Here is a 7,443-nt window from a genome sequence, read left to right on the forward strand (position 1 = left end):
GTCCCCGACACCATGACCACCACAGCCCCCGGCGCGGCCCCGGCCCCCGATGCCGCCGCGGCCCGGCCCGCGGCGGCGCCCGGCAGCAGCCCCTGGCAGCTCGCCCGGCGGGAACTGCGCCGCCGCCCCGCCGTCCGCGTCAGCCTCGGCATCGTCGGCCTCTTCGTCCTGATGGCCGTCACCGCGCCCTGGCTCGGCGCGCTCGGCGGCTGGTCCCCGCACGAGTTCGACAAGAGCGCCGTCGACCCGTACCTCGGCGGCCAACCGATCGGCCCCCTCGGCGGGATCAGCCCCGAGCACTGGCTCGGCGTCGAACCCGTCACCGGGCGCGACCTGTTCGCCCGCGTCGTCCACGGCGCGCAGGTCTCCCTCCTGATCGCCTTCGCGGCCACCGCCATCGTGGTCGTCGCCGGCACCGCCGCCGGGATCGCCGCCGGCTACTTCGGCGGCCGCACCGACACGGTCCTGTCCCGGCTCATGGACCTGACCATGTCCTTCCCCTCCCTCATCTTCATGATCGCGATGCTGTCCGTGGCCAAGGACGTCAACCGGCTCGTCCTGATGACCGTCGTCATCGGGGTGTTCGGCTGGCCCGGCATCGCCCGCGTCGTCCGCGGCCAGACCCTCTCGCTCAAACACCGCGAGTACGTCGACGCCGCCCGCGTGGGCGGCGCCGGCCCCTGGCGGATCCTGACGCGCGAGATCCTGCCGGGCGTGGCGGGCCCGGTCATCGCCTACACCACCCTGCTCATCCCCGGAATGATCAGCACCGAGGCCGCCCTCAGCTACCTCGGCGTCGGAGTCCGCCCGCCCACCCCGTCCTGGGGCCAGATGATCGCCGAGTCCGTCGCCCACTACGAGACCGACCCCATGTACTTCGTCATCCCCAGCGTCTTCCTCTTCCTCGCCGTGCTCGCCTTCACCCTGCTCGGCGACGCCCTGCGCGACATCCTCGACCCGAGGGGCGGCCGCAGTTGATCCTCTACCTCGCCCGCCGGCTGCTCGCCCTCGCCGGAGTGCTCCTCGCCATCGCGGCCGTCACCTTCCTCATCTTCTACGTGCTGCCGGCCGACCCGGCCGCGGCCGCCTGCGGCAAGACCTGCAGCGCCGAACGGCTGGCCGACGTACGCGTGCACCTGGGCCTCGACCAGCCCCTGTGGAAGCAGTTCGCCGACTTCCTGACCGGCATCTTCACCGGCCGCACCCTCGGCACCGGCCAGTACGCCGTCACCTGCGACTTCCCCTGCCTGGGCTACTCCTACGACAGCTCCCTGCCCGTGTGGGACCTGCTCATGGACCGGCTTCCGGTCTCCGCATCCCTCGCCCTCGGCGCCGCCGTGCTGTGGCTGATCCTCGGCCTCGGCGCCGGCGTCACCGCCGCCCTGCGCAAGGACACCGCCACCGACAAGGCCCTGATGGTCGGCGCCGTCGCCGCCGCCTCCCTGCCCGTGTACTTCACCTCGGTGATGCTCATCCACGGGGTCATCCGCATCGCCGGACTGCTGCCCTACCCCACCTACCAGGCCTTCACCGACAACCCGCTCGGCTGGGCCTCGAACCTGCTCCTGCCCTGGACCGCGCTCGCGCTGCTCTACGCCGCCATGTACGCGCGCCAGAGCCGGGGTTCGATGATCGAGGCGATGGCCGAGCCCTACATCCGCACCGCCCGCGCCAAGGGCATGCCCGAGCGGACCGTCGTCGTCAAACACGGCCTGCGCTCCGGAATGACGCCGATCCTGACCATCTTCGGCATCGACCTCGGCGGGCTGCTCGCCGGCGCCGTCATCACCGAGTCCATCTTCGGACTCCCGGGCATCGGACGGCTCTTCTACGGCGCCCTGGTCAACTCCGACCAGCCCGTGGTCCTCGGCGTCACCCTCCTCGCGGCCTTCTTCATCGTCGTCGCCAACCTCGTCGTCGACCTCCTGTACGCCGTCATCGACCCGAGAGTGAGGTACTGATGGCCGCTCCGCTCCTCGCAGTACGCGACCTGCGCGTCACCTTCACCACCCCTCGCGGGACCGTCCGGGCCGTCGACTCCGTCGGCTTCACCGTCGAGGCCGGACGCACCCTCGGCATCGTCGGTGAATCCGGCTCCGGCAAGTCCGTCACCTCGCTCGCCGTCATGGGCCTGCACCGCGGCGCGGTCGAGGTCGCCGGCTCCGTCGCGCTCGCCGGCCGGGAGCTGACGGGCCTGGCCGAGCGTGAGCTGGGCAAGGTCCGCGGACGCCGGATGGCCATGATCTTCCAGGACCCCCTCTCCAGCCTGCACCCCTACTACACCGTCGGCGAGCAGATCGCCGAGCACTTCAGGGTCCACTTCAGGGCCGGCCGCGCCGCCGCACGCAGACGCGCCGTCGACATGCTCGGCGAGGTCGGCATCCCGGAGCCGGCCCGCCGGGCGGGCGAGTACCCGCACCAGTTCTCCGGCGGCATGCGCCAGCGCGCGATGATCGCCATGGCCCTGGCGTGCGAACCCGACCTGCTGATCGCCGACGAGCCGACCACCGCCCTCGACGTCACCGTGCAGGCGCAGATCCTGGAACTCATCGCACGGCTCCAGCAGGAGCGCGGACTCGGCGTCGTCATGATCACCCACGACCTGGGCGTCGTCGCGCGGGTCGCCCACGACGTCCTGGTCATGTACGGCGGCCGCGCCGTCGAACAGGCATCCGTCGACGCACTGTTCGCCGATCCCGCCCACCCCTACACCCGCGGGCTGCTCGACTCGCTGCCCCGCCTCGACACCTCCGACGACGAACCGCTCCCCTTCATCCCCGGCTCCCCGCCGTCCCTCCTCCTACCGGCCCCCGGCTGCGCCTTCGCCCCCCGCTGCCCCCTGGCCGCCGAACGCTGCACCGGCGAACGGCCGGAGCCGGCCGCGTACGGGGACGGAACCGGGCGGACCGTCGCCTGTCACTTCGCCGGGGTCCGCGCCGTCGAGGAGGCCGCCCGATGACCGAGACCACGCTGCTGTCCGTACGGGACCTCACCATGACCTTCCCCGGCAGACGATCCGCGACCGGGCGCCGGGGGGCGCCCGTGCGCGCCGTCGACGGGGTCTCCTTCGACCTGGCGGCCGGACAGACCCTGGGCCTGGTCGGGGAGTCGGGCTGCGGGAAGTCCACCACCGGCCGGATGCTCGTACGGCTGCTGGAGCCCACGTCGGGCCGGGTCGCCTTCGAGGGCAGGGACATCAGCCGGCTCTCCCAGGGCGCGCTGCGCCCGCTGCGCAGAAGCGTCCAGATGGTCTTCCAGGACCCGCACTCCTCACTCAACCCCCGCCAGACCGTGGCCCGGATCATCTCCGAACCGCTGCTGGTGCAGGGCTGGAGCGCGGGGGACGCCCGCCGCCGCGCCGCCGAGCTGATGGAGCTCGTCGGACTGATCCCCGAACACGTCGACCGCTACCCGCACGAGTTCTCCGGCGGCCAGGCCCAGCGCATCGGCATCGCCCGCTCGCTGGCCACCAGCCCCCGGCTGATCGTCGCCGACGAACCGGTGTCCGCCCTCGACGTCTCCGTCCAGGCGCAGATCGTCAACCTGATGGAGCGGCTGCGCGCCGAACTGGGCCTCGCCTACGTGTTCATCGCGCACGACCTGTCGGTGGTCAAACGGGTCAGCGACCGGGTCGCCGTCATGTACCTCGGCCGGATCGTCGAGATAGGGGACAAAGCATCCCTCTACGAGAACCCCCAGCACCCCTACACCCGGGCGCTGTTGTCCGCCGTACCGCTGCCCGACCCGGCGGCGGAACGGCGGCGGGAGCGGATCGTGCTGCTCGGCGACCCGCCGAGCCCGGCCGCCCCACCTCCGGGCTGCACCTTCCACCCGCGCTGCCACAAGGCCCAGGAGATCTGCCGCACCGAACGCCCACTGCTGCGGCTTGCCGCCTCCCGAGAGGTGGCGTGTCACTTCCCGGGTGACTGACGGGGATCACGGGAAGAAGGGAGGGCCCGGGGCCGGCACGACCGCCTCCGGGCCCTTCCGCCACAGACGGCCCTTGGCTCGTGTCGTCAAAGTCCCGCCTGGCCGGCGGGGCCCGGCACGCACGCTCCAAGCCCCGCCGGCCCCGCCCTCCGGGCGGCCGACGCCACTTTGACGACACTCCCCAGCGCGGGGCGTCCGCTGCCTTCGCCGGTCAGCTCTTGCGGGTCAAGGGCTGCCCGGCGAAGCGCACCCCTGCCAGGCCATGCGCCATGAGGTTGCGGATGTTGCCGTGGTCAGTGCCGTCCGGTGTCGCCAGCACGCTGCGGTAGTGCTCGCCGAAGGCCTGCAGTGCCTCGTGGTCGCTCAGCCCCTCCAGCAGGGCCAGTCCCAGCGTCTTGCAGGAACCCTCGTTCTCACCTGCGGCGTTCTCCAGTCCTCCGTTGCGGAACGCCTGCGGCTGGTAGTCGTAGCGCGCGGTGACGAAGGCCAAGGTGTCGGCGAACTCGTGCTCACCCGACGCAAGGCTCGCCCGCAGCGAGTCCAGATCAGTCATGTCGGTTTCCCCGGGTTGAACGGACGACGTCGATTGCCGTCCGTGACCGGGGGACGATACCCCCTCGGAGCCGACCGGCAGGAATCGGGCCACATGTCGGAACGAGCAGCATCTGCGCAGGTCACGAGGTGGTGCGTCCGGGGGAGCGCGCGGCACCGCGGGGCGGCTCGGGCGGGCGTCACGAGGCGGTCGGGCGGTGGCGTTGTCAGTGCCGGGCAGCATGATGACCTTCATGACCGAAAACAGTGCCCTGCTCTCTCCTGCCGCCTATGCGGAGGCCGTGACCACCGCCGTGGCGGCTTCGGCCGCGTACTACGGCGACGGGACCAACCCGCTCGGTGACGACGAGTACGACGGGCTGCTGCGCGCCATCGCGGCCTACGAGGAGGCTCACCCGGACGAGGCGCTTGCCGAGTCGCCGACCGGGAAGGTGGCGGGCGGGGCCGTGCAGGGTGACGTGCCGCACTCGGTGCCGATGCTCTCCCTCGACAACGTCTTCGACGCCGACGAGCTCGCCGAGTGGGCCGCAGGGCTGGAACGGCGTCTCGGGCACCCGGTGTCCGGGTGGTGTGTGGAGCCGAAGCTGGACGGCCTCGCGGTGGCCGCCCGGTACCGGGACGGCCGGCTCGTCCAGGTCCTCACCCGCGGCGACGGCTCGGCCGGCGAGGACATCACCCACGCCGCCGACGCCGTGCTCGGTCTGCCGCCGGTCCTCACCGAGCCGATCGACGTCGAGTTGCGCGGCGAGGTACTGCTGACGACCGCGCAGTTCGAGGAGGCCAACCGGATCCGGCTCGCCCACACCGCCACGCCCTTCGCGCACCCGCGCAGCGGAGCGGCCGGCACCCTGCGGGCCAAGGACCGCCCCTACCGGATCGAATTGACCTTCTTCGCCTACGGAGCGATCGGCCTGGACGACCTCGGCCACGCCGCGCTGCTGGAGAAGCTGGCCGCGCTCGGCGCGAACACGGCCGCCGGCACGGCCGCCGCCCCGATGCGGTGCGAGACCGTGGAGCAGGTGCAGGAACGCATCGACGTGATCGCCGGGCTGCGCGGGGACCTGCCGTTCGGGATCGACGGTGTCGTCGTCAAGGCCGACACGGCGCAGGACCAGCGGCAGGCCGGCAACGGCTCGCGCGCCCCGAGGTGGGCGGTGGCCCGGAAACTGGCGGCCGAGCACAAGGTGACGCGTCTGCTGGCGGTGGAGTGGAACGTCGGCCGGACCGGGATCATCGCCCCGCGCGCGGTCCTGGAGCCCGTGGTCATCGACGGGGTGACGGTCACCTACGCCACGCTCCACAACCCCTCCGACATCACCCGGCGCGGGCTCATGATCGGCGACCAGGTGTTCGTGTACCGGGCCGGCGACGTGATCCCCCGGGTCGAGGCACCGATGGTCGATCAGCGCACCGGCGCCGAGAGACCGATCGTGTTCCCCGAGGCGTGCCCCCGCTGCGGGGACGCGATCGACACCTCCGAGCAGCGGTGGCGGTGCGTGCGCGGCCGGAGCTGCCAGGCCGTGGCCTCGGTGCTCTACGCCGCCGGCCGGGACCAGCTCGACATCGAAGGACTCGGCGGCACGCGCGCGATCCAGCTCGTGGAGGCCGGTCTGGTCAAGGACGTCGCCGACCTGTTCACGCTGACCCGCGAGCAGCTCCTCGGCCTGGAGCGCATGGGTGAGACCAGCGCCGCGAACCTTCTGGCCGCGATCGAGACCGCCCGCGGGGCCGCATTGAGCCGCGTGTTCTGCGCCCTCGGTGTCCGCGGCACCGGTCGCACGATGTCCCGCCGGATCGCCGCGCACTTCGGCTCGATGACCGCGATCCGGGCCGCCGACGCCGACACGCTGGCCGGGGTCGACGGCATCGGCACCGAGAAGGCCCGCGTCATCGCGGCCGAACTCGTCGAACTGGGCCCGCTCCTCGACAAGCTCCAGGAGCAGCAGGTCGGCACGCAGGTCACCGAGCCGCAGAAGCCCGCCGGCGACGGAGGCGACGGCGACGGCCCGGCGGACGGCCCGCTGGCCGGACAGGCCGTCGTGGTGACCGGCTCCATGACCGGCCCCCTTGCGCAGTTGTCCCGGAACGAGATGAACGAGCTGATCGAACGGGCAGGCGGAAAGGCATCGTCGTCGGTGTCCAAGCGCACCACCCTCCTGGTGGCGGGCGAGAAGGCGGGCTCCAAGCGCACCAAGGCCGAAGAGCTCGGCATCCGCATCCTCGGCCCCGGGGAATTCGCCGACCTCGTCGCCGACCTCCTCCCCACCCCCTAGGGCCGGTTGTGAACGTGGATCGTCTGTCAGACCTGCCTGGCAGGCTTCGCGCATGGAGATGACAGTGCAGCTGACGATCGACTGCTCCGCTCCGCAGAAGATGGTGGCCTTCTGGGCCGAGGCCCTGGGCTATGTGCCTGAGCCTGCGCCCGACGGGCATGCCACGTGGCGTGCTTATTGGGCGGCGATGGGGGTGCCCGAGGAAGAGTTGCCGGCCGGCGCCGGGGACATTCCGGAGTCGATCATCGATCCCGGGGGACGCGGGCCACGGTGTGGTTCCAGGAGGTTCCGGAGCCGAAGGCCGCCAAGAACCGGTGGCACTTCGACCTGAAGGTCGGTGGGGGCCGTGACGTCCCACTGGACGTCCGCATACAGCGGGTCAAGGCTACGGTGGAGCGGCTGGTCAAAGCCGGCGCCACCGTGCTGCGGATCAAGGACGATCCGGATGCGGGGTTCTACGGCGCCGCCATGCAGGACCCCGAGGGCAACGAATTCGACGTCGTTTGAGGGGCGTTGGAACGGTGCTGGTCGCAGCCATTCGTTGATGGCTGCGACCAGGACGGTTGCTTCGTAGCGGACGGCGCGTTTGATGCCAAACAGCGACTGGGGTGGGTCCTGTCTGGTCAGTGGGGGCGCGTGTCGGGACGATGAGCCGGTAGATCTCTCGCGCGACGTAGCGTTTGAGGCA

At 71.7% G+C, this 7,443-nt stretch carries 6 protein-coding genes and 1 pseudogene; 6 read left to right on the top strand and 1 reads right to left on the bottom strand.

The window, feature by feature from the left end:
- Positions 1-12 precede the first annotated feature (12 nt).
- The 4 genes from ACZ3X1_RS30390 to ACZ3X1_RS30405 are packed head-to-tail and all read left to right on the top strand — an operon-like array spanning position 13 to position 3,930.
- Positions 13-978 carry an ABC transporter permease gene (locus ACZ3X1_RS30390; RefSeq protein WP_356815366.1) on the top strand — a complete coding sequence of 322 codons (966 nt, stop codon included), beginning with the start codon at positions 13-15 and terminating at the stop codon, positions 976-978.
- Positions 975-1,961, top strand: a complete 987-nt coding sequence (locus ACZ3X1_RS30395; protein WP_356815365.1) for an ABC transporter permease — start codon at positions 975-977, stop codon at positions 1,959-1,961. Before ACZ3X1_RS30390 ends, ACZ3X1_RS30395 begins: the two co-directional genes overlap by 4 nt.
- The gene (locus ACZ3X1_RS30400; protein WP_467281789.1) at positions 1,961-2,959 is read left to right on the top strand and encodes an ABC transporter ATP-binding protein; all 999 of its coding nucleotides are present in this window, start codon (positions 1,961-1,963) and stop codon (positions 2,957-2,959) included. Before ACZ3X1_RS30395 ends, ACZ3X1_RS30400 begins: the two co-directional genes overlap by 1 nt.
- Positions 2,956-3,930, top strand: coding sequence for an ABC transporter ATP-binding protein (locus tag ACZ3X1_RS30405; RefSeq protein ID WP_356815363.1), 975 nt, complete (start codon positions 2,956-2,958; stop codon positions 3,928-3,930). Before ACZ3X1_RS30400 ends, ACZ3X1_RS30405 begins: the two co-directional genes overlap by 4 nt.
- Positions 3,931-4,141: 211 nt before the next feature.
- Here ACZ3X1_RS30405 and ACZ3X1_RS30410 read toward each other — a convergent pair whose 3' ends face one another.
- Positions 4,142-4,483 (bottom strand): HopJ type III effector protein, encoded by a 342-nt coding sequence (locus ACZ3X1_RS30410; protein ID WP_362629630.1) that lies wholly within the window; start codon positions 4,481-4,483, stop codon positions 4,142-4,144.
- Between the two features lie 223 nt (positions 4,484-4,706).
- Here ACZ3X1_RS30410 and ligA point away from each other — a divergent pair, with 223 nt between their 5' ends.
- Positions 4,707-6,755: an NAD-dependent DNA ligase LigA gene (gene ligA / locus ACZ3X1_RS30415; RefSeq protein WP_467281803.1), complete on the top strand. Its 2,049-nt coding sequence runs from the start codon at positions 4,707-4,709 to the stop codon at positions 6,753-6,755.
- A gap of 52 nt (positions 6,756-6,807) precedes the next feature.
- Positions 6,808-7,262 (top strand): annotated as a pseudogene (locus tag ACZ3X1_RS30420) (VOC family protein).
- Positions 7,263-7,443 lie beyond the last annotated feature (181 nt).

Source organism: Streptomyces sp. NPDC023541, assembly GCF_055559995.1.

Excerpts from the sequence above, each read along its gene's own strand:
- ACZ3X1_RS30410 (WP_362629630.1), bottom strand. The coding sequence starts at position 4,483 with ATGACTGATCTGGACTCGCTGCGGGCGAGCCTTGCGTCGGGTGAGCAC.
- ACZ3X1_RS30390 (WP_356815366.1), top strand. The coding sequence starts at position 13 with ATGACCACCACAGCCCCCGGCGCGGCCCCGGCCCCCGATGCCGCCGCG.
- ACZ3X1_RS30400 (WP_467281789.1), top strand. The coding sequence starts at position 1,961 with ATGGCCGCTCCGCTCCTCGCAGTACGCGACCTGCGCGTCACCTTCACC.
- ACZ3X1_RS30405 (WP_356815363.1), top strand. The coding sequence starts at position 2,956 with ATGACCGAGACCACGCTGCTGTCCGTACGGGACCTCACCATGACCTTC.
- ligA (WP_467281803.1), top strand. The coding sequence starts at position 4,707 with ATGACCTTCATGACCGAAAACAGTGCCCTGCTCTCTCCTGCCGCCTAT.